The organism is Streptomyces sp. NPDC002845 (assembly GCF_053591955.1).
In genome coordinates, this window is sequence record NZ_JBSFUU010000003.1 from 79,262 (window position 1) to 99,184 (window position 19,923).

General features: G+C 71.1%; 13 protein-coding genes. 11 read left to right on the forward strand and 2 right to left on the reverse strand.

Annotation, left to right across the window (positions count from 1 at the left end; all coding sequences use genetic code 11):
* The first annotated feature begins 111 nt into the window (after positions 1–111).
* From ACWD3C_RS02860 to ACWD3C_RS02870, 3 genes are all read left to right on the forward strand, one after another.
* On the forward strand, positions 112–1,356 hold the full coding sequence (locus ACWD3C_RS02860) for an FAD-binding protein (protein WP_451139350.1): 1,245 nt from the start codon (positions 112–114) through the stop codon (positions 1,354–1,356).
* A 205-nt stretch (positions 1,357–1,561) separates the two neighbouring features.
* On the forward strand, positions 1,562–2,893 hold the full coding sequence (locus ACWD3C_RS02865; RefSeq protein WP_451139352.1) for a radical SAM protein: 1,332 nt from the start codon (positions 1,562–1,564) through the stop codon (positions 2,891–2,893).
* 311 nt (positions 2,894–3,204) lie between these two features.
* Complete coding sequence (locus ACWD3C_RS02870; RefSeq protein WP_451139354.1) at positions 3,205–4,695, forward strand: cellulose binding domain-containing protein; 1,491 nt, start codon at positions 3,205–3,207, stop codon at positions 4,693–4,695.
* A gap of 51 nt (positions 4,696–4,746) precedes the next feature.
* Here the strand turns inward: ACWD3C_RS02870 and ACWD3C_RS02875 are convergent, their stop codons facing one another.
* Both ACWD3C_RS02875 and ACWD3C_RS02880 read right to left on the reverse strand, forming a co-directional pair.
* Positions 4,747–5,466, reverse strand: a complete 720-nt coding sequence (locus ACWD3C_RS02875) for a potassium channel family protein (RefSeq protein WP_451139356.1) — start codon at positions 5,464–5,466, stop codon at positions 4,747–4,749.
* Positions 5,459–6,796, reverse strand: a complete 1,338-nt coding sequence (locus ACWD3C_RS02880; protein WP_451139358.1) for a TrkH family potassium uptake protein — start codon at positions 6,794–6,796, stop codon at positions 5,459–5,461. Before ACWD3C_RS02880 ends, ACWD3C_RS02875 begins: the two co-directional genes overlap by 8 nt.
* Positions 6,797–7,071: 275 nt before the next feature.
* Here ACWD3C_RS02880 and ACWD3C_RS02885 point away from each other — a divergent pair, with 275 nt between their 5' ends.
* The 8 genes from ACWD3C_RS02885 (at position 7,072) to ACWD3C_RS02920 (ending at position 19,896) form a co-directional block, all read left to right on the forward strand.
* Positions 7,072–7,245, forward strand: a complete 174-nt coding sequence (locus tag ACWD3C_RS02885) for a hypothetical protein (protein ID WP_451139360.1) — start codon at positions 7,072–7,074, stop codon at positions 7,243–7,245.
* Positions 7,242–7,331 (forward strand): K(+)-transporting ATPase subunit F, encoded by a 90-nt coding sequence (gene kdpF / locus ACWD3C_RS02890; protein ID WP_451139362.1) that lies wholly within the window; start codon positions 7,242–7,244, stop codon positions 7,329–7,331. The genes ACWD3C_RS02885 and kdpF overlap by 4 nt, the downstream gene beginning before the upstream one ends.
* 9 nt (positions 7,332–7,340) lie before the next feature.
* A complete protein-coding gene (kdpA, locus tag ACWD3C_RS02895; RefSeq protein WP_451139364.1) occupies positions 7,341–9,005 on the forward strand; it encodes a potassium-transporting ATPase subunit KdpA in 1,665 nt (554 codons plus the stop codon).
* Complete coding sequence (gene kdpB / locus ACWD3C_RS02900) at positions 9,002–11,119, forward strand: potassium-transporting ATPase subunit KdpB (RefSeq protein WP_451139366.1); 2,118 nt, start codon at positions 9,002–9,004, stop codon at positions 11,117–11,119. Before kdpA ends, kdpB begins: the two co-directional genes overlap by 4 nt.
* Positions 11,120–11,159: 40 nt before the next feature.
* The gene (kdpC, locus tag ACWD3C_RS02905) at positions 11,160–11,774 is read left to right on the forward strand and encodes a potassium-transporting ATPase subunit KdpC (RefSeq protein ID WP_451139615.1); all 615 of its coding nucleotides are present in this window, start codon (positions 11,160–11,162) and stop codon (positions 11,772–11,774) included.
* A gap of 225 nt (positions 11,775–11,999) precedes the next feature.
* Positions 12,000–12,479 (forward strand): hypothetical protein, encoded by a 480-nt coding sequence (locus tag ACWD3C_RS02910; protein ID WP_451139368.1) that lies wholly within the window; start codon positions 12,000–12,002, stop codon positions 12,477–12,479.
* Between the two features lie 67 nt (positions 12,480–12,546).
* Positions 12,547–14,622 (forward strand): flotillin family protein, encoded by a 2,076-nt coding sequence (locus ACWD3C_RS02915; RefSeq protein ID WP_451139370.1) that lies wholly within the window; start codon positions 12,547–12,549, stop codon positions 14,620–14,622.
* 102 nt (positions 14,623–14,724) lie between these two features.
* A complete protein-coding gene (locus ACWD3C_RS02920; RefSeq protein ID WP_451139372.1) occupies positions 14,725–19,896 on the forward strand; it encodes a DNA repair ATPase in 5,172 nt (1,723 codons plus the stop codon).
* Positions 19,897–19,923 lie beyond the last annotated feature (27 nt).

Below are 19,923 nucleotides of genomic sequence, written 5' to 3' on the forward strand. Positions count from 1 at the left end.
TCTACGGTAGGTGTCGGCGCGCGAGAGCGGCAACGGGAGGGGAGAGGGGCGGCGAGCGGCCCGTCCGGCGGAGGGCAGGATGGCATCACCTCACCGGGAAGGACGAGCCGCATGACCGAGACCTTGACCAATTGGGCCGGCAACATCACGTACACGGCCAAGGAACTGCACCGACCGCACTCGATCGCCGCGTTGAAGGCCCTGGTGGCGGACAGCGCGAAGGTGCGGGTCCTCGGCAGCGGGCACTCCTTCAACGAGATCGCCGAGCCGGGGAGCGAGGGCGTGCTGCTCTCGCTGACGAGGCTGCCGCCGGCCATCGACGTGGACACGGCGGCCCGTACGGTACGGGTCGGGGGCGGCGTCCGGTACGCGGAACTCGCCGCCACGGTGCACCGGCACGGGCTGGCCCTGCACAACATGGCCTCGTTGCCGCACATCTCGGTGGCGGGCTCGGTGGCGACCGGCACGCATGGTTCGGGGGACGGCAACGGGCCGCTCGCCGCCGCCGTGCGCGAGGTCGAACTGGTCACGGCCGAGGGCTCCGCCCTGACCATCGCGCGCGGGGACGCCCGTTTCGACGGCGCCGTCACCTCTCTGGGCGCCCTCGGGGTCGTCACCGCGCTGACCCTCGACCTGGAGCCCGGCTACGAGGTGAGCCAGCACGTGTACGTCGAACTCCCCCTCACCGGGCTCGACTTCGCGGCGGTGGCGGCGACGGCGTACAGCGTGAGCCTGTTCACCGACTGGAAGCAGCCGGGGTTCAACCACGTCTGGCTCAAGCGGCGCACCGACCAGCCGCCGCCCGACTTCCCCTGGGCCGCGCCCGCGACCGAGGCGGTACACCCCGTACCGGGAATGTCCGCGGTCCACTGCACCGAGCAGTTCGGCGTGCCGGGGCTGTGGCACGAGCGACTCCCGCACTTCCGGGCGGAGTTCACGCCGAGCGCCGGGGCCGAGCTCCAGTCGGAGTACCTGGTGCCGAGGTCGTACGCTGTCGACGCGCTGCACGCCCTAGACGCGATCCGTTCCGTGGTCGCGCCCGTCCTCCAGATCTGCGAGGTGCGGACGGTCGCCGCCGACGCGCAGTGGCTCAGCCCCGCGTACGGGCGGGACTCGGTCGCGCTGCACTTCACGTGGGTGGACGACCGGGACGCCGTGCTGCCGGTGGTGCGGCGGGTCGAGGACGCGCTGGAGCCCTTCGCCGCGCGGCCGCACTGGGGCAAGGTGTTCGCGGTGCCGACGGCCTTGGTGCGGGGACTGTACCCGCGGCTGGGGGCGTTCCGGGGGCTGGCGGACGAGCTGGATCCGGCGGGGAAGTTCCGCAACGAGTTCGTACGGGAGGCGCTGGGCGGGTGAGGCTGCCGGGCGAGGAGCGGACCGTGAGCGGACGGTGCCGGGCGAGGAGCGGATGGTGAGCGGCCCGCGCGGGGTGGTGCTGGTCGCGGTACCAGCGCCTACCACCGCCGACACGTGCGGGCCCCGAAGGGGACCCGGCGCCGAGGGCGCCCCGGCGTGGGCATACCGTGAGGAGTCGTACGCCTGAGCCGGGAGGAGATACGGGATGGGCAGCCGCACCGCGCTGGTCGAGGATCTGATGGAGCGCTTTCCGCATGTGCCGCGGGAAGCCGTCTTCAAGGAGGACCTGCTGCGCGGCGGTGTGGCCTTCGACCCGTCCGCGCTGAGTGACAATGAGGGTGGCGAGGTCAAGCCGAAGTCGTACTTCATCTTCTCCTTCGACCACGGCACCCTGCCCGAGCTGGGCGAGGCCGCGCTCAGGCGCCCGCCCGAGGAGATCATCCTCACCGGGGGGCCGTACGACCTGCGGCGGACCGTCGTCTCCGTACGTGTGAACCCCTCGTCGCCGTATCGTGTGGCGGCGAACGAGGACGGGATGCTGGGGCTGTATCTCGACAGGAAGCGGATCGCGGACGTCGGGGTGCCGCCGATGCCGGAGTACTACCGGCACACCCTCTCCAACGGGAAGTCCGTGATGGAGGTGGCCCCGACGATCCAGTGGGGTTATCTGATCTACCTCACCGTCTTCCGCGTCTGCCAGTACTTCGGCGCCAAGGAGGAGTGCCAGTACTGCGACATCAACCACAACTGGCGCCAGCACAAGGCGGCCGGGCGGCCCTACACGGGCGTGAAGGACGTCGAGGAGGTCCTCGAAGCCCTGGAGATCATCGACCGGTACGACACCGCCAGGGCGTCCACCGCGTACACGCTGACCGGCGGCGCGATCACCAGGACGGTCGCCGGGCGGGACGAGGCCGACTTCTACGGGCACTACGCCAAGGCCATCGAGGAGCGGTTCCCGGGCCGGTGGATCGGCAAGGTGGTCGCGCAGGCGCTGCCGCGGGACGACGTGCAGCGGTTCAAGGACTACGGCGTGCAGATCTACCACCCCAACTACGAGGTGTGGGACCGGCGGCTGTTCGAGCTGTACTGCCCCGGCAAGGAGCGGTACGTCGGCCGTGACGAGTGGCACAAGCGCATCCTCGACTCGGCCGAGGTCTTCGGCGCGCGCAATGTGATCCCCAACTTCGTGGCGGGCGTCGAGATGGCCGAGCCCTTCGGCTTCACCACCGTCGACGAGGCGATCGAGTCGACCACCGAGGGGCTGCGGTTCTTCATGTCCCACGGCATCACGCCCCGCTTCACCACCTGGTGCCCGGAGCCCACGACCCCGCTGGGCAAGGCCAATCCGCAGGGTGCGCCGCTGAAGTACCACATCCGGCTCCTTGAGGCGTACCGCGCGACGATGGACGACTTCGGGCTGTCGTCCCCGCCCGGATACGGCCCGCCCGGCCCGGGGCACGCCGTCTTCTCGGTGAGCTCGTTCATGGACAGCCTGCCCGCGCGGGAGGAGACGCCGGCGCCGAGCCGGGCGTGATCCATACCGGCGCGTGATCCACACCGGGGCGTGATCCGTACCCGATTCGATTCGGGCGGGCGGGGATCGATACGTCTGGCGCTTTCTTCCGTATAACTCTCGTAGCAAGGAGGAGTGGATCCAGGAGCGGTCGTGCAGGAGTGGTCGCGCGCAACCGCCGGTAACCACATGTGAATACGTGGCTTGTCAGTTGTGTGGGAATCGTGAAAAGCTCTGGCCTCGTCGCGAGACATTCCGCCAACTCTCCCTCGAAGAGGGTGAGTTGGTGAGTTGACGCATCCGTGGACGCCGTTGAAGCAGGAGTTCCCCCCATGCCCGACCTGCCGAAGCCCCAGGACGCGACCGAGGCCGCGCTGCTCTCGGAGTGCTGGGACGCGGTGCTGTCGTACGCCGACCTGTGCACGTCCGGCTCGTCCGCGGCCGCTCAGCTCGCGACCGAGTCGTTCACCCTCGGTATCCGTGAGGCGCGGGAGGCCGAGGAGCGGGCCGTCCGGGGCGCGGGGCGGCGGGAGCTGCGGCTGCCCCGGATCCCCTTCCTGCTGGCCTCGGTCCGCACCACGGCCGCCGCCTGGGAGACCCACGGGCAGGGCCACCGCCTCGACCCCGACCTGCGTCTGTGGCTCAACTCCGCCAAGGCCGCCCGCTACACCGGGCCGCCCCTGCACCGCCCGCTCGCGCTGCGCGGCCTGCGGGACATGCAGGAACCGGACGCCGCCCTGCTGTGGCTGGCCGAGGTGGAGGCATTACCGCTGCCCCTGGTGGCCCGGCGGCTCGGGCTCGACCCGGTGTCCGCGGCGACCGAACTCGACCAGGTGCGGGCGCTGTTCCGGGACCGTTGCCACCGCGACCACCTCGACACGCCCATGGACGCCGCCTGCCGCAGTTATGCACGGCTGCTGGACGCGGTCACCCGCTCGCCCGGTGCCGAGACCCCCGAGGATCTGTCGAGGCACCTCGCCACCTGTGTGGAGTGCGCCGAGGCCGCGGCCTGTCTGCGGCTGCACGGCGGTGGACTGCCCGCCGCGCTGGCGGGCGGAGTGATCGGCTGGGGCGGCCTCGCCTACCTCGAACGGCGGCGCCGCGCCGCGGAGGCGGGTCTGAGCCCCGGCCGCGCGGACTCCTCGGGCATGGACCGGGGGCTGTCGCCGGGCAGGGAGCGCAAGCCGCGCGTGGGGCGCACCGGCATCCTGGTCGCCGCCGCGATCGTGTCGGTCCTCGCGCTCACGGTCTCCCTCATGCCCTTCGGCTCCGAGGGCGGCGACACGGCTCAGGCCCAGGGCGACACCGACAGCCGTACGCCCGTGGCCAACCAGGAGCTGCCCCCGCCGCCGACCGTGGCACCCCTGCCGACCGACACCTCGGGCGACCCGTCGGAGCTGCCGCGCGCGGACGCCACCACCCAGGCCGAGCCGGAGCCCCAGGGCGACGCCTCGTCCACCGCCCAGGTCACGTACCGGCCGGTCGAGCCCTCGGGCTCCACGGACGCCTCCTGCCGGCTGCGCTACGAGATCGTCAACGAGTGGCCGGACGGCTTCCAGGCCGCGGTCACCGTCACCTCCGCCTCGGCGCTCGACGGCTGGCGGATCGACTGGACCTTCACCGACGGCCAGCGCGTCACGCAGATGTGGGACGGCGACTTCGACCAGGTCGGCTCCCGCGTCGTCGCCACGGCCGCCCACTACAACAGCAGCGTCACCGAGGGTGACACCTTCGGCGTGGGCTTCCTCGCCTCCTGGGCGGGCGACAACTCCACCCCGAGCGACTTCACGCTGAACGGGGAGAGCTGCACGATGGTTGGCTGAAACACGGGGAGGACGGGTTGCCGCCACGGGCGGTGGCCCGTCCCGCGTGTCTCAGCTGAGCTCGGCGAAGGCCTCCACGGCGTGCGTCTTGCCGGTGACGACGATGACGTCGTCCTTCTGCACGACGGTCTCGGCGGTCGCGTACGTGAAGGCCTCGCCCGCGCGTTTGATGCCGACGACCGTGATGCCGTACTTGCTGCGGACCTGGCTCTGGCCGAGGGGGACACCGGTGGCGATGCCCGGGGCGACGGTCTTCACCAGGGCGTAGTCGTCGTCGAACTCGATGAAGTCCAGCATCCGGCCGGTGACCAGGTGGGCGACGCGCTCGCCCATCTCGTGCTCGGGCAGGACGACGTGGTGGACGCCGAGGCGTTCGAGGATCTGGCCGTGCTGGCGGCTGATGGCCTTGGCCCAGATGTTGGGCACCCGGGCCTCCAGCAGGTTGGAGCTGACCAGGATGCTCGCCTCGATGTCGGTGCCGATGCCGACCACGGCGCTGGTGAACTCGTGGACGCCGAGCTGGCGCAGGGCCTGGTCGTCGGTGCAGTCGGCGACGGCGGCGTGGGTGAAGTCGTCGCTGTACTTCTGCACGAGGTTCCGGTCGGTGTCGATGCCGAGTACGTCCCAGCCGCGCCGCATCAGCTCACTGGCGAGGGAGGAGCCGAAACGGCCCAGGCCGATGACGGCGACCCGCTGGTCGTCGCCCCGGGTCTGGGTCTCGGCGAGACGCTTGCGGCGCCGGTGGCGCAGGGAGTGCAGGTAGTTAACCAATGACGGGTCGCTCCTCGGGCAGTTCGTAGCGTCGGGTGCGCTCGCGCAGGGCGAGGGCCGAGACGAGGGTGATGGGGCCGAGACGGCCGACGAACATCAGGCCGGTGATCAGCAGTTGGCCGGCCGTCGGAAGATCTCCGGTGATGCCGGTGGACAGGCCCACGGTGCCGAAGGCCGAGACGACCTCGAACAGTACCCTCTCGAACGGCTCGTCCATGAGCACGAGCAGGGCGATGGTGGAGGCTATGACGAGGCCGATGCCGAGCAGCGCGACGGTCAGCGCCTGGCGCAGTGCGTGCGGGGCGAGCCGGCGGCCCAGCACCGCGGAGTTCGGTTCGCCGCGCACCTCGGCGAGCATCGCCGCGGCCAGCACCGCGAACGTCGTCACCTTGATGCCGCCCGCGGTTCCGGCGCTGCCGCCGCCGACGAACATCAGCACACACGTCATCAGCAGCGTCGAGGCGTGCATCGAGCCGACATCCACGGCGTTGAAGCCGGCCGTGCGCGACATCGTGGAGTGGAAGAACCCGTCGAGGATCTTCCCGGCCACGGCGTGCGGGCCGAGCGTGCCGGGGTTCGACCACTCCAGCAGACAGGTCAGCACGGTTCCGCCGGTCAGCAGCACGGCTGTGGTGATCAGTGTCAGCTTGGTGTGCAGGCTCCAGTTGCGGCGCCCGGTCGTACGCTGCCGGTTGCGGTGGCGCAGGAGCTCCAGCAGGACCGGGAAGCCGATGCCGCCCAGAATCACGGCGGTCGCGACCGGCAGTGTGACCCAGGGGTCCTGGGAGTAGCCGCTGAGGCTGTCGGCGTGCAGTCCGAAGCCGGCGTTGTTGAACGCCGACACCGCGTGGAAGTAGCCGAGGTACAGGGCGTCGCCGATGCTCTGGCCGTATCCGTATCGGAAGCGCAGCGCCAGGATGGCCCCGACCGTGAGTTCGACGATCAGCGTGGTGCCGGCCACGCCGAGCAGCACCCGGCGTACGTCACCGATGCCGAGGCTCTTGGTCTCCGCCTGCGCGTGCAGCTGCATGCGCAGGCGCAGTTTCCCGGAGACGAGGAGGGCGAGGAGCGACGCCATCGTCATGATGCCGAAACCGCCGAGCTGGAACAGGGCGAGGATCACGCCTTCACCGAAGCCGCTCCAGTACGTTCCCGTGTCCACGACGACCAGACCGGTGACGCACACGGCGGAGGTGGCCGTGAACAGCGCGGTCACGAAGCCGGCCGCCGCGCGGTCCTCGCTGGCGAAGGGAAGCGACAGCAGCGCCGTACCCATCAGGATCACCACGGCGAACGCCAGCACACCCGCGCGGGCGGGGTGGGTGGTCAACAGCGACGGCCGCGACCGTAGGCGCGTCATCAGTCCTGCCATCGCCTGCCACTTCCCACTCGTCTCGGCACCTGTGCCCCCTTTGCGCCCGGCATGAGGGACTCGTCAAGATCCCGGCCGCACACCTTACCCGGAGTGACGACGGAGGGAACGCCTCCGGTGCGGTTGTCGCCGCAGGTCACCCCGCGTGCCCGGTCCCGAGCCGCCCTCCGGTGCGGTTTTCCCAGGTCGGAAGGGGGCCGTTAGAGAGTCGTCAAAGGCGTGGCGATGGCCGTATGAGGAGTGTCAAGGGAGGGTGCGGGCGGTCGAAACAGGGGTTTCCTCTAAGAGTCCGTACCTCTCCTCTCCACAACCAGGAGCTCACGATGGCCGACGTGGCCTTCCTCGTCACCGCGGTCGCGGTCTTCGCGCTGGTGGCGTTCATCGCGAAAGGGGTGGCGAAGCTGTGACCGCCGAGAACGCCGTCGGCCTGGTCATCGCCGTCGCCCTGCTGGGTTACCTCGTCCTCGCCCTGATCTTCCCGGAGAGGTTCTGAGCCGCCCCCATGAGCCCCGCTCTTGCCGATGTGCTCCTGGTGACCGCGCTGATCGGCGCGCTCGCCCTGGCGCACCGCCCGCTCGGCGACTACATGGCCGCCGTCTACAGCTCCACGAGACACCTCCGCGCCGAGAAGTGGATCTACCGCTCGGTGGGTGCCGACCCCGACGCGGAGATGCGCTGGCCCGCCTATCTGCGCGGGGTGCTGGCCTTCTCCGCGGTGAGCGTGCTGTTGCTCTATGTGACGCAGCGTGTGCAGGACAGGCTGCCGCTGTCACTGGGCTTCAAGCCGATCACCCCGGACCAGGCGTTCAACACCGCCGCGTCCTTCGTCTCCAACACCAACTGGCAGTCGTACTCGGGCGAGACGGCCATGAGCCATGTCACCCAGACCGCCGGGCTCGCTGTGCAGAACTTCGTCTCCGCGGCGGTCGGCATCGCCGTCGCGGTGGCGCTCGTACGGGGCTTCGCGCGCTCCCGCACCGGGAACCTGGGCAACTTCTGGGCCGACCTGGTGCGCGGCACCGTCCGCATCCTGATCCCGCTGTCCGCGGTCGCGGCCGTCATCCTGATCGCAGCGGGGGCCGTCCAGAACTTCGGCGACATCCACACGGTCACCACGCTGACCGGGGACAGGCAGGCCATCAGCCCCGGCGCGGTGGCGTCCCAGGAGGCCATCAAGGACCTGGGCACCAACGGGGGCGGCTACTTCAACGCCAACTCCTCCCATCCCTTTGAGAACCCGAATGGTTTGACCAATGGATTCGAGATCTTCCTGCTGCTGGTGATCCCGTTCTCGCTGCCGCGCACCTTCGGCAGGATGGTCGGCAGCGTGCGCCAGGGCTACGCGATCCTCGGCGCGATGGGCCTCATCTGGCTCGTCGCCGTCGTCCTGGTGACCTGGATCGAGTACGCCCACCCGGGCACCGCCTCGCAGCTCGCGGGCGGCTCGATGGAGGGCAAGGAGCAGCGCTTCGGCGAGGGCCCGTCCTCCCTGTTCGCGGTCTCCACGACCATGACCTCGACCGGCTCGGTCGACTCCTTCCACGACTCGTACCAGGGACTGTCCGGCGGGGTGCTGCTGCTGGGCATGATGCTCGGCGAGATCGCACCCGGCGGGGTCGGCTCCGGTCTCTACGGCATGCTCGTCATGGCGGTCATCGCGGTGTTCCTCGCCGGTCTGATGGTCGGCCGCACACCGGAGTACCTCGGCAAGAAGATCGGCAGCCGGGAGATCAAGCTGGCGGCCTGCTACATCCTCATCACCCCGGCGCTCGTGCTGATCGGCACGGCGCTGGCGATGGCACTCGGCACGGGCGAGTCGTCGATGACCAACGCGGGGGCGCACGGCTTCTCCGAGGTCCTGTACGCCTACACCTCGGCCAGTAACAACAACGGCTCCGCCTTCGCGGGCTTCGCCGCCGACACCCCGTACCACAACACGGCGCTGGGCCTGTGCATGCTGCTGGGCCGGTTCCTGCCCGTGGTGTTCGTGCTGGCGCTGGCGGGCTCGCTCGCCCAGCAGAAGCCGGTCCCGGCCACGGCGGGCACCCTCCGCACGGAGAAGCCGCTGTTCACCGGCCTGCTGGTGGGCGCGATCCTCATCATCGCCGGACTGACCTTCTTCCCGGCCCTCGCGCTGGGCCCGCTCGCCGAGGGGCTGGCGGCATGACCACCGACATCAAGAAGCACGAGGATTCGATGTCCACTCCGACACTCGCGCCCCACCAGGACGCACCGACCGGGCGCAGGCCCGCCGGGCGGGTCGGCGGGGGGATGTTCGAACCGAAGCAACTGATCCGGTCGCTGCCGGACGCCTTCCGCAAGCTCGACCCGCGGGTCATGGTGAAGTCGCCGGTCATGTTCGTCGTGCTGATCGGCTCGGTGCTCACCACCGTGCTGGCCGTCGAGGACGCGGGCGACTGGTTCGGCTGGACCATCGCCGTCTGGCTCTGGCTGACCGTGCTCTTCGCCAACCTGGCGGAGGCGGTCGCCGAGGGCCGCGGCAAGGCGCAGGCCGACACCCTGCGCAAGGCCAAGACCGACACCGTGGCGCGCAGGACCGACGGGACCGTGGTCCCCGGCACCGAGCTGAACGTCGGCGACCTGGTCGTCTGCCAGGCGGGCGACATCATCCCCGGCGACGGTGACGTCGTCGAGGGGGTCGCCTCGGTCGACGAATCGGCGATCACGGGTGAGTCGGCCCCCGTCATCCGCGAGTCCGGCGGCGACCGCAGCGCCGTCACCGGCGGTACGAAGGTGCTCTCCGACCGGATCGTCATCAGGATCACCACGAAGCCCGGCGAGACCTTCATCGACCGGATGATCAACCTGGTCGAGGGCGCGGCACGGCAGAAGACGCCCAACGAGGTCGCGCTGAACATCCTGCTCGCCTCGCTGACCATCGTCTTCCTGCTCGCGGTCGTGACGCTCAAGCCGTTCGCGATCTACGCGGGCGCCGACGACCAGACCTCCCTGATCGTGCTCACCGCGCTGCTCGTCTGCCTGATCCCTACGACGATCGGCGCGCTGCTCTCGGCGATCGGCATCGCGGGCATGGACCGGCTCGTCCAGCGCAACGTACTGGCCATGTCCGGCAGGGCGGTCGAGGCGGCCGGTGACGTCTCCACGCTGCTGCTCGACAAGACCGGCACCATCACCCTCGGCAACCGGCAGGCCGCCGAGTTCGTGCCGGTACGGGTGACCACGGCCGCCGAGCTCGCGGACGCCGCCCAGCTGTCGTCGCTGGCCGACGAGACACCCGAGGGCCGCTCCGTCGTCGTACTGGCCAAGGAGCGGTACGGGCTGCGCGAGCGGCACCAGGGCGAGCTGGCGCACGCCGAGTGGATCGCCTTCACCGCGCAGACCCGGATGTCGGGCGTGGACGTGGACGGCAGGAAGATCCGCAAGGGGGCGACCGGTTCGGTTCTCGCCTGGGTGCGGGAGCGGGGCGGTGAGGTCGCCGGGGACGCGGTCGAGTCGACCGAGCGGATCTCCGAAGCCGGAGGTACGCCGTTGCTCGTGGCGGTCGAGGACGCCGACGGTGCTCGGGTGCTGGGCGTGATCCACCTCAAGGACGTCGTCAAGGAGGGCATGCGGGAGCGGTTCGAGGAGCTGCGCCGCATGGGCATCAAGACGGTCATGATCACCGGCGACAACCCGCTGACCGCCAAGGCCATAGCGGACGAGGCCGGCGTCGACGACTTCCTCGCCGAGGCCACCCCCGAGGACAAGATGGCGCTCATCAAGCGGGAGCAGGCGGGCGGCAAGCTGGTCGCGATGACCGGTGACGGTACGAACGACGCCCCCGCTCTGGCCCAGGCGGACGTCGGCGTGGCCATGAACACCGGTACGTCGGCCGCCAAGGAGGCCGGCAACATGGTCGACCTCGACTCCAACCCGACCAAGCTCATCGAGATCGTCGAGATCGGCAAACAACTCCTCATCACCCGGGGCGCGTTGACGACGTTCTCCATCGCCAACGACGTGGCGAAGTACTTCGCGATCATCCCGGCGATGTTCGCCGTCGCCCACCCCTCGCTCGACAGGCTCAACATCATGGGCCTGTCCTCGCCGGAGTCGGCGATCCTGTCCGCGGTCGTCTTCAACGCGCTGGTCATCGTCGCGCTGGTGCCGCTGGCCCTGAAGGGCGTGCGCTACCGGCCGATGAGCGCGGACCGGATGCTGCGCCGCAACCTCGGGATCTACGGGCTGGGCGGGCTGGTCGCGCCCTTCATCGGCATCAAGATCATCGACGTACTCATATCCCTGATCCCCGGGCTGTAACTCCTTAATTCCTTCATTCCTTGAAAGCGTGCTGACCGCCATGAACAACTCCGTCACCAACACCGCCCGGACGCTCTGGGCCGCCCTGCGCATGCTGCTGGTCCTCACCGTGGTCACCGGCGTCCTCTATCCGCTGGCGGTCACCGGAATCGGCCAACTCGCCTTCCACGACCAGGCGAACGGCTCGATGCTCACGGCCGACGGCAAGGAGGTCGGCTCCGCGCTGATCGGCCAGAGCTGGAACATCAAGGGCACGGACGATCCCGACCCGAAGTGGTTCCAGGGCCGCCCCTCGAACAGCGGCTACGACCCGCTGGCCACCGGCTCCGGCCAGCTCGGCGCGAGTGATCCGAGGCTCGTCGAGGCGGTCCGGGCCGCCAAGGACCAGGTCGCCGCGTTCAACGGTGTTCCCGAGACCGAGGTCCCCGCGGACGCGGTCACCGGCTCGGCCTCGGCGATCGACCCGGACATCTCCCCGGCGTACGCAGCCATCCAGGTCGGGCGCGTGGCCGAGCACAACGGGCTGAGCGTCCAGCGGGTGCGGCAGCTCGTCGACGAGCACACCGAGGGCCGCACGGCCGGCTTCATGGGCGAGCCGCACGTCAACGTCCTGAAGCTCAACATCGCGCTCAGGGAACTGGCGGGCAACGGCTGACGAGGCCTGACGTTCCGCTGGTGCGCTCTTAACGGGAATCGGCATACAGGTGCCAGGGAACATTGCCGGAATCCGGCAGTGCGAGCGCGTGACCGATCCGGGCATCATGGCGTCGGGGGAGCCGAGGGGCTGGTCCCGGTGCCGGACACCGGCAGGTACCGCGCACCGGGACCGCCCCCGCACGCTGCCATGACGCGACGACGTTGAGGGATCGGGGGTTGGACGATGGACACGCTGCTCGAAGCGGCCACCGGGCTTCCCACGATCCTGTTCACCGCCGCGCTGGTCGTGGTCGTCGGCTTCTGGCTGCTGGTCGCCGTCGGCGCCACCGGCTCCCGTCTGTTCGACGAGGACGCGGATCTCGATGCCTGGGGCACGGGCGGGGTGCCGGTCGCGGTGGCCTTCTCACTGCTGACGGCGTTCGCCTGGTTCCTCAGCCTCGGCGGGACCGTCCTGCTGGAGCCGGTCGCCGCCTCGGGAGTGCCCCGGGCACTCACCGGCCTGGTCGTACCGGTCGCCGCGCTGCTCGCCGCCTGGCGTCTGACCCGCTGGGCCGTACGGCCGCTGCGCCGCTTCTTCCCGGACGAACCCGGGCCGTCCCGGCCCGACGTGGTGGGGCTGAGTCCCACCCGGCGCACGGGACGGGCCGACGAGGTCCCCGGCCGGGACGACTCCGCGCCGGCCCCGCGCAGGTCCGCCGCCTGACCGAGGACCCGCCGCTTCCTCACCCTCTTCTTCGCCTTCTTCTTCCTCACTTCACCGAGGTCTCTTCATGGATGCCATCACCTGGGGCATCGGCGCGCTCGTCGCCGCTGTCCTGATCATCGCCGTCGTCATGCTGTTCGTCGCCCGGCTCTTCCGCAAGGTGGAGCAGGGCAAGGCACTGATCGTCTCCAAGATGCGGAAGGTCGACGTGACCTTCACCGGGCAGGTCGTGCTGCCCGTGCTGCACAAGGCCGAGGTCATGGACATCTCGGTGAAGACCATCGAGGTCACACGGGCCGGCCGCGAGGGGCTGATCTGCCAGGACAACATCCGCGCGGACATCCGCATCTCGTTCTTCGTACGGGTCAACAAGACCGCCGAGGACGTCATCAGGGTCGCCCAGGCCGTCGGCACGGCACGCGCCAGCGACCGGGACACGCTGCAGGAGCTGTTCCACGCGAAGTTCTCCGAGGCGCTGAAGACCGTCGGCAAGCAGATGGACTTCACCGACCTCTACACCAAGCGCGAGGAACTGCGCTTCCGCATCATCGAGGTCATCGGCGTCGACCTCAACGGCTACCACCTGGAGGACGCGGCGATCGACTACCTGGAGCAGACGCCGCTGAGCCAGCTCGACCCGGCCAACGTCCTCGACGCCCAGGGCATCCGCAAGATCACCGAACTGACGGCCGTCGAGCACGTGCGCACCAACGAGTTCCAGCGCCACGAGGAGAAGGAGATCACCCGGCAGAACGTCGACGCCCGCGAGGCCATCCTCGAACTGGAGCGCCGCCAGGCCGATGCCGAGATCAAGCAGAGGCGGGAGATCGAGACCGTACGGGCCCGCGAGGAGGCCGAGACCGCGCGGGTGGTGGAGGAGGAGCGGCTGCGCGCGCAGGGCGCCTTCCTGCGCACCGAGGAGCAGCTCGGCGTCCAGCGCGAGAACCAGGCCCGCGAGGTCGCCGTCGCCGCGAAGAACCGCGAGCGGGTCATCGCCATCGAGAACGAGCGCATCGAGAAGGACCGCCTCCTCGAAGTCATCGCCCGCGAGCGGGAGACCGAACTGACGAAGATCTCCGCCGAGAAGGAGGTCGAGGCGGAGAAGCGGGAGATCGCCGAGGTCATCCGCGAGCGCGTCGCCGTGGACCGCACCGTCGCCGAGCAGGAGGAGTCCATCAAGAAGCTCCGCGCCGTCGAGGAGGCCGAGCGGGAGCGGCAGGCCGTCATCATCGCCGCCGAGGCTCAGGCGCAGGAGAAGCTGGTCAAGGACATCAAGGCCGCGGAGGCCGCCGAGCAGGCCGCCACCCACCGCGCCGCCGAGGAACTCACCCTGGCCGAGGCCCGGCTGAAGTCCGCCGACCTCGACGCCCAGGCCAAGCTGCGCCTCGCCGAGGGCATCCAGGCCGAGTCGGCCGCCGAGGGACTGGCCGCCGTGCAGGTCCGCGACAAGGAGGCCGAGGTCATCGAGAAGGCGGGCCGCGCCGAGGCCGAGGCCACCCAGGCACGGCTGCGCGCCGAGGCCGAGGGGGCACGGGTGAAGGCACTCGCACAGGCCGAGGGCGCCAAGGCACAGGCCGAGGCGGAGGCCGCGGCGATCGGCGAGAAGCTGAAGGCCGAGGCCGCCGGCCTCACCGAGAAGGCGGCGGCGATGGCCGCGCTCGACGAGGCGTCCCGCACGCACGAGGAGTACCGGCTGCGTCTGGAGGCCGAGAAGGACGTACGGCTCGCGGGCCTCGACGTGCAGCGCCAGGTCGCCGAGGCCCAGGCCACCGTGCTCGCCACCGGCCTGGAGCACGCCGACATCAACATCGTCGGCGGGGAGTCCGTCTTCTTCGACCGGCTGATGTCCTCGATCGCGCTCGGCAAGAGCGTCGACTCCTTCGTCCAGCACTCCGAGACCGCGCAGGCGCTGGCGGGGCCCTGGCTGGACGGCACGTCGAGCTTCACCGACGACCTCGGCCGCGTGCTCGGCTCGGTCTCCACGTCCGACGTGCAGAACCTGACCGTCTCCGCGCTGCTGATGAAGCTCATGAAGTCGGACGGCGCGCACGCCGGGCAGCTTCAGCAACTGCTGGAGAAGGCGGGCGAACTGGGACTCGCCGACACCTCGCTGACCGCCCTCAACGGCAGCACGAGGAACTGACCCCGACGGGCTGAAGTCCCGATGAGGGTCTGACACAGACCGGTCCGGAGCTGCCGCACAGGGGACGGCGGCTCCGGACCACCATTCTTCGAGAGGTATCCCATGACCACCGGCCTGGACACCGGCACGTACGAGGTGCTGCGCGACCGGCTCACCGCGCAGGCCGCCGAACTCGCCCGCCGCGCCGAGGCGCTCAACGACCGCCGCACCGAGGAGTTCGGCTCGCTGCGGCTCGAACTCACCGGCACCGAGCGGCTGCGCACCGAGCACAACTGCGTGCCCCGCGACATCGTCTCCGTCGGCGACGCCCTGCTCTTCGGGCACAACGTCTTCCTCGGCCGGGGGCCCGAGACGGCCGTCGGCGACGTCTTCGCGCTGCACGACCGCGACCTGAACCGGCTGCCCGAGGACGCCGTCCCTGGCCTGCTCGACGATCCCGCCTTCGTACGGGAGTTCGCGGCCCTCTACCGCTACTACCGCCAGGCCCACCTGCTCCAGCTGCGCCGCGTCGACGGCAAGGTGCTGGCCGTCTTCCAGACCGGGGAGAAGGCCGGGGACATCCGCGTCCTGCGCTGGGCCCTGTCCGACGACGGCCGGGCCCGCTTCCTCGACGCGCGCGGCGACCGCGATCACGTCTTCCCGCCCTCCCACGACTTCGAGTGGACGGGGGCCGGCCGTGAGGACCACGTCCTCGGGCGCCACCCGCACGTCTCCGTCCAGGGCGAGCTGTTCGTCGAGACCGTCGGCGGCACGCTGACCGTCAAGGTCGAGAACAACACCGAGACGGGGGAGGGGATCTACGCCGAGCCCGTCGACGAGCCGCTCCAGTCCCTCGCCGACGCCGACATCGCGCACGCACGCGTGGGCGCCCTGATCCTGCTCCGGATCCGCCCCTACAAGGAGGAGACCGACCGGTACCTGGTGTTCAACACCCTCACCAAGTCGGTCGTCCGCCTCGACGGCATCGGGCAGGCCTGCCGCCGGCTGCCCGAGGACCAGGGCATCGTCTTCCCCGGCGGCTACTGCCTCGCCACGGGCGCGTACAAGACGTACGAACTCGACACGACGGACCTGGAGTTCGAGCGCGAGGTGCGCTCGCCCAACGGCGAGGACGTGCTGTACGCCTTCCACGCGCGCGTCGAGGGCCGCAGTCTCCTTCTGCCCTACAACATGATCCGCAAGGAGGTCGCGACCCCGCTGTCCTGCCACGGCTGGGCCCTGTTCGACGACGGCACGCTCATGGTGCTGCGGGCGGACACCGACGAACCGGCACGTGTGCACCCGCTCCAGCTGTGGCGCTCCCCGTACGTCTCCGACACCCACGCCGCCGCCCAGCCCACCGGCGAGGGCCCACTCGCCCGCGTCGGCAACGCCGACCTCGTACGCGGGATCTCCGACTGCCTGTCCGTCACCCGCGCGGTCGCCGAGACCACCCCGACGGGCGAGGTGTACGAGGCGCTGGCCGCCGCGTGCGTGCGAGCGGCGGACTCGTACCACTGGCTGGGCGAGCCCGAACTCGGGGACCTGCTGGACCCGTTGGAGCAGGTGCGGGTCACCGCCGAGCAGGTGCTCGGCGAGTTCGAGACCGTCCAGGCGCTCACCCGGCAGGCCGCCGAGGCGCTCGGCGAGACGGCGGCCCGCATCGCCACGGTGGTACGCAGGCTGCGTGGCGAGGCCCCGCGCGAGGCCGCCGCCTGGGTGACGGGACTGACCGAACTCCGCCACGCCCAGGGCCACTTGCTGACCCTGAAGGAGATGCGGTACGCGGACACCGACCGCATCGACGAACTCGCCGCGGACGTCGAGGCCGACCTCGCCTCCTTCGGGCAGCGCGCCGTCGCCTTCCTGGCCCGCGAGGACGCCTTCGCCGGCCACCACGAGGACGTCGATCGGCTCGTCGCGGACGCCGAGCAGATCGCCACCGTCGCCGAGGCCGCCCCCGTCGCGGCCCGCCTCGACGAACTCGCCGACGGACTGCGCACGGTGACCGATGTCGTCGGCGGGCTCGACATCGGCGACGCCACCGTGCGCACCTCCATCCTGGAGCGCATCGCCGAGGTCCTCGGCGGCGCCAACCGCGCCCGCGCCACCCTCGATGGCCACCGCCGCGAACTCCTCGACCACGAGGGGCGCGCCGAGTTCGCCGCCGAGTTCGCGCTGCTCGGCCAGGCCGTCACCGGCGCCCTCGCCGCCGCCGACAGCCCTGAGGCGTGCGACGACCAACTGGCCGGCATGCTGGTGCGGCTGGAGAACCTGGAGTCCCGCTTCGCCGAGTTCGACGACTTCCTCGGCGAGCTCACCGACAAGCGCACCGAGGTCTACGAGGCATTCTCCGCCCGCAAGCAGACCCTCGCCGACGCCCGCTCCCGCCGCGCCGAGCGCCTCGCGGACTCGGCGAACCGCGTCCTTGAGACGGTGACCCGGCGCACGGCCACGCTCGCCGACCCGGACGCCGTCGCCACGTACTTCACCTCGGACCCGATGACCGCCAAGGTCCGCCGTATCGCCGACGAGCTGCGCGAACTCGGCGACCAGGTACGGGCGGAGGAGCTTCAGGGCCGCCTCAAGTCCGCCCGGCAGGAGGCGACCCGCGCCCTGCGCGACCGCACCGACCTCTACACCGACGGCGGCCGCACCCTCCGCTTCGGCAACCACCGCTTCGCCGTCAACACCCAGCCCCTCGACCTCACCCTGGTCCCGGGCGCCGACGGCCTCGTCTTCGCCCTGACCGGCACGGACTACCGCGCCCCGGTGACCGACCCCGACTTCGCCGCGACCCGCCCCTACTGGGACCGCCCCCTGCCCTCCGAGTCCCCGTCGGTCTACCGCGCCGAGCACCTCGCGGCCCGGCTCCTCGACGAGCACGGGGTCGCGGCGCTGGCCGAGGCGGAGGACCTGCCCGCGCTCGTGCGCCGGGCGGCGGAGGAGGCGTACGACGAGGGGTACGAGCGCGGCGTCCACGACCACGACGCGGTCCTGATCCTCACGGCTCTCCTGCGTCTGCACGAGGGCGTGGGCCCGCTCCGCCACGAGCCAGCCGCCCGCGCCGCCGCCCAGCTCTTCTGGGCCCACGCCACGACGGCCGAAGCCCGCGAGGGCTGGCAGCGGCGCGCGGTGTCGCTCGCACGGGCACGGGACACGTTCGGGCTCGCGCCCGCGATCGCGGACCTGCAGGGGGAGATGGCGGAGGCGATCGCGCACTGGGGCGGCACCGCCGCCGGGGGGCTTTCGAGGAGTGGTCCCGGCGCCGACGGGGCCGCCTGGGGTCCGTCCGGAGCGGTGACCGGTGGCACGACGACCAGTGCGTCGGCCGGGCCCGTCGGCGGAGCGGTCGGTGCCGCGGCCGGGTCCCCGGGCGCGGGAGGTGCGCCCGGGGCCGTGCCCGTCGCGGAGGCCGGTGTCGCGGATGGGGCGGTCGGTGTGTCCGGGGCGGTGATCCGGGCGGAGGCCGCATCCGCGCTCCCGGGCGGCGCAACCGCGGGGGCACCCGCTCGATGCGCCGCGGCCGCCGCATACCTCTTCGAGGAGCTCACCAGCGGCCCCGACGGGTTCGTCATCAGCGCCGGTGCCCGCACCCTGCTCGACAAGTTCCGCCGTACGGTGGGGACTTCGGCGTACGACGAGGACCTCGCCGCCCTCGGTGACCTGGCCGCACGGCGACAGCTCGTCGAGGCGTGGCTGTCCTCGTACACCGCGTCCACCGGTACGGACATCGCGCCCGGCGACCTGGCCGAGGCGGTGGCGGCCGAGCTCTGCCCGGAGCTGGCGCGCCACGAGTCCGACGCGCCGCTGACCGAGACGGTCACGGGGCTGCTCGGCAGCCACCCCCGGATCACCGGCCGCACGCTCACGGTCCGCGTCGACGAACTCCTCGCCCGTACCCGTGACTTCCGCGCCCACGACGTACCCGGCCACCGCGCCTACCAGCGCCGCCGCACCGCCCTGGTGGCCGCCGAGCGCTCCCGGCTGCGCCTGGACGACCACCGACCCCGGGTCATGTCGGCGTTCGTGCGCGGCAGGCTCATCGACGAGGTGTACCTGCCACTCATCGGCGACAACCTCGCCAAGCAGCTCGGCACGACGGGGGACGACAAGCGCACCGACACCGGAGGCCTGCTCCTGCTCGTCTCGCCGCCCGGCTACGGCAAGACGACGCTCCTGGAGTACGTCGCCGACCGGCTCGGCCTCGTCCTGGTCAAGATCAGCGGGCCGGCGCTCGGGCATGCTGTGACCTCGCTCGACCCCGCCGAGGCGCCGAACGCCACAGCGCGCCAGGAGATCGAGAAGATCAACTTCGCGCTGGAGACCGGCAACAACACCCTCCTCTACCTCGACGACATCCAGCACACCTCGCCCGAACTGCTGCAGAAGTTCATCCCGCTGTGCGACGCCACGCGCCGTATCGACGGCGTACGGGACGGCGAGCCGCGCACGTACGACCTGCGCGGCAAGCGCTTCGCGGTGTGCATGGCCGGCAACCCCTACACCGAGTCCGGCAGCCGCTTCCGGGTGCCCGACATGCTCGCCAACCGGGCCGACGTGTGGAACCTCGGCGACGTACTGACCGGCAAGGAGGACGTCTTCGCGCTGAGCTTCATCGAGAACGCGCTGACCGCCAACCCGGTCCTCGCCCCGCTCGCCGGCCGCGACCGCGCCGACCTCGACCTGCTGATCCGCCTCGCCGAGGGCGACTCCACGGCCCGCGCCGACCGGCTGGCCCACCCGTACGCGCCCGCCGAGCTGGAGCGCGTCCTCGCCGTGCTGCGCCATCTGCTCACGGCCCGCGCGACGGTCCTCGCGGTCAACGCCGCGTACATCGCCTCCGCCGCGCAGACCGACGCCACCCGCACGGAGCCGCCGTTCCAACTCCAGGGCTCCTACCGCAACATGAACAAGATCGCCCAGCGCGTCCAGCCGGTCATGAACGACGCCGAACTCGCCGCCGTCCTCGACGACCACTACACGGCCGAGGCCCAGACCCTCACCACCGGAGCCGAGGCGAACCTGCTCAAGCTGGCCGAGCTGCGCGGCACGCTCACCGCCGAACAGGCCGTACGCTGGGCCGAGTTGAAGTCGGCGTACGTCCGCGCGCAGACGCTCGGCGGCCCGGAGGAGGACCCGCTCGTCCGGGCCGTCGCCGCCCTCGGCCTGCTCGGCGACCGGATCGCCGCCGTCGAGTCGGCGATCACCCGGGCCGCCGACCCGCGCCACCTCATGGCCAACCCGGCGGCCCGCCACGCGGTGCGCCCGGCACCCGGCGCGGGAGAGCGGTGAGTTGAGCCCCGGTCCGTAGGCGCGGTC